We start from the raw sequence: 3,271 nt of genomic DNA on the forward strand, positions 1-3,271 counted from the left end.
CGGGGTGATGGGTGGTTGGTCGTTGTTTGAGAACTGCACAGTGGACGCGAGCATCTGTGGCCAAGTTTTTAAGGGCGCACGGTGGATGCCTTGGCACCAGGAACCGATGAAGGACGTGGGAGGCCACGATAGGCCCCGGGGAGTCGTCAACCAGGCTTTGATCCGGGGGTGTCCGAATGGGGAAACCCGGCAGTCGTCATGGGCTGTCACCCTTGCCTGAACACATAGGGCAAGTGGAGGGAACGCGGGGAAGTGAAACATCTCAGTACCCGCAGGAAGAGAAAACAACCGTGATTCCGGGAGTAGTGGCGAGCGAAACCGGATGAGGCCAAACCTACGACGTGTGAGACCCGGCAGGGGTTGCGTCGTGGGGGTTGTGGGATCTCACTTCTGTTGTCTGCCGGCAACAGGACGAGTCAGAAACCGTTGATGTAGGCGAAGGACATGCGAAAGGTCCGGCGTAGAGGGTAAGACCCCCGTAGTCGAAACGTCAGCGGCTCGTTTGTGAGACACCCAAGTAGCACGGGGCCCGAGAAATCCCGTGTGAATCTGGCGGGACCACCCGCTAAGCCTAAATATTCCCTGGTGACCGATAGCGGATAGTACCGTGAGGGAATGGTGAAAAGTACCGCGGGAGCGGAGTGAAATAGTACCTGAAACCGTGTGCCTACAAGCCGTGGGAGCGTCGGACGGAGAGCTTGCTCTTCGTCTCGTGACTGCGTGCCTTTTGAAGAATGAGCCTGCGAGTTTGCGGTGTGTTGCGAGGTTAACCCGGGTGGGGAAGCCGTAGCGAAAGCGAGTCCGAACAGGGCGGTTTCAGTAGCACGCTCAAGACCCGAAGCGGAGTGATCTAGCCATGGGCAGGTTGAAGCGGAGGTAAGACTTCGTGGAGGACCGAACCCACCAGGGTTGAAAACCTGGGGGATGACCTGTGGTTAGGGGTGAAAGGCCAATCAAACTCCGTGATAGCTGGTTCTCCCCGAAATGCATTTAGGTGCAGCGTCGTGTGTTTCTTGCCGGAGGTAGAGCACTGGATAGGCGATGGGCCCTACCGGGTTACTGACCTTAGCCAAACTCCGAATGCCGGTAAGTGAGAGCGCGGCAGTGAGACTGTGGGGGATAAGCTCCATGGTCGAGAGGGAAACAGCCCAGAGCATCGACTAAGGCCCCTAAGCGTACGCTAAGTGGGAAAGGATGTGGAGTCGCAGAGACAACCAGGAGGTTGGCTTAGAAGCAGCCACCCTTGAAAGAGTGCGTAATAGCTCACTGGTCTAGTGATTCCGCGCCGACAATGTAGCGGGGCTCAAGCGTACCGCCGAAGTCGTGTCATTCACACAACAGGGCCAACGCCTGTGTGGATGGGTAGGGGAGCGTCGTGTGCCGGGTGAAGCAGCGCCGGAAGGCAGTTGTGGACGGTTCACGAGTGAGAATGCAGGCATGAGTAGCGATTCACACGTGAGAAACGTGTGCGCCGATTGACTAAGGGTTCCTGGGTCAAGCTGATCTGCCCAGGGTAAGTCGGGACCTAAGGCGAGGCCGACAGGCGTAGTCGATGGATAACCGGTTGATATTCCGGTACCCGCTGTGAAGCGTCAAACATCGAGCATCGTGATGCTAAGGCCGTGAAGCCGCCCCTGATCTCTTCGGAGTGAGGGGGAGTGGTGGAGCCGCCGGCCCAAGCGGTTAGTAGGTGAGTGATGGGGTGACGCAGGAAGGTAGTCCATCCCGGGCGGTGGTTGTCCCGGGGTAAGGGTGTAGCCCGAGTGGTAGGTAAATCCGCCACTCATGCAGGGTGAGACCTGATGCCGAGCCGATTGTGGTGAAGTGGATGATCCTATGCTGTCGAGAAAAGCCTCTAGCGAGTTTCATGGCGGCCCGTACCCTAAACCGACTCAGGTGGTCAGGTAGAGAATACCGAGGCGTTCGGGTGAACTATGGTTAAGGAACTCGGCAAAATGCCCCCGTAACTTCGGGAGAAGGGGGGCCACAACCGGTGAGGGGACTTGCTCCTTGAGCTGGGGGTGGCCGCAGAGACCAGCGAGAAGCGACTGTTTACTAAAAACACAGGTCCGTGCGAAGCCGTAAGGCGATGTATACGGACTGACGCCTGCCCGGTGCTGGAACGTTAAGGGGACCGGTTAGTCACTCTTCGGGGTGGCGAAGCTGAGAACTTAAGCGCCAGTAAACGGCGGTGGTAACTATAACCATCCTAAGGTAGCGAAATTCCTTGTCGGGTAAGTTCCGACCTGCACGAATGGCGTAACGACTTCTCGACTGTCTCAACCATAGGCCCGGTGAAATTGCACTACGAGTAAAGATGCTCGTTTCGCGCAGCAGGACGGAAAGACCCCGGGACCTTTACTACAGTTTGATATTGGTGTTCGGTTCGGCTTGTGTAGGATAGCTGGGAGACTGTGAAGCCTGGACGCCAGTTCAGGTGGAGTCGTCGTTGAAATACCAGTCTGGTCGTGCTGGATGTCTAACCTGGGTCCGTGATCCGGATCAGGGACAGTGTCTGATGGGTAGTTTAACTGGGGCGGTTGCCTCCTAAAGAGTAACGGAGGCGCCCAAAGGTTCCCTCAGCCTGGTTGGCAATCAGGTGTTGAGTGTAAGTGCACAAGGGAGCTTGACTGTGAGACCGACGGGTCGAGCAGGGACGAAAGTCGGGACTAGTGATCCGGCGGTGGCTTGTGGAAGCGCCGTCGCTCAACGGATAAAAGGTACCCCGGGGATAACAGGCTGATCTTCCCCAAGAGTCCATATCGACGGGATGGTTTGGCACCTCGATGTCGGCTCGTCGCATCCTGGGGCTGGAGTCGGTCCCAAGGGTTGGGCTGTTCGCCCATTAAAGCGGTACGCGAGCTGGGTTTAGAACGTCGTGAGACAGTTCGGTCCCTATCCGCTGTGCGCGTAGGAGTCTTGAGAAGGGCTGTCCCTAGTACGAGAGGACCGGGACGGACGAACCTCTGGTGTGCCAGTTGTTCTGCCAAGGGCATGGCTGGTTGGCTACGTTCGGGAGGGATAACCGCTGAAAGCATCTAAGCGGGAAGCCTGCTTCGAGATGAGGACTCCCACCTCCTAGAGAGGGTAAGGCTCCCAGTAGACGACTGGGTTGATAGGCCGGATATGGAAGCACGGTAACGTGTGGAGTTGACCGGTACTAATAGGCCGAGGGCTTGTCCTCAGTTGCTCGCGTCCACTGTGTTGGTTCTGAAACCACGAACAATCAGACCGTGATGGTCACCCGGTTGATTGTCTGTTTCATAGTGTT

General features: G+C 57.1%; 1 rRNA gene. It reads left to right on the forward strand.

The window, feature by feature from the left end:
• The first annotated feature begins 58 nt into the window (after nucleotides 1-58).
• Nucleotides 59-3,184 (forward strand): 23S ribosomal RNA (locus AMK33_RS40120).
• Nucleotides 3,185-3,271 lie beyond the last annotated feature (87 nt).

Origin of the sequence: Streptomyces sp. CB02400, from assembly GCF_001905725.1 — a bacterium.
Classification (GTDB): Bacteria; Actinomycetota; Actinomycetes; order Streptomycetales; family Streptomycetaceae; genus Streptomyces; species Streptomyces atrovirens.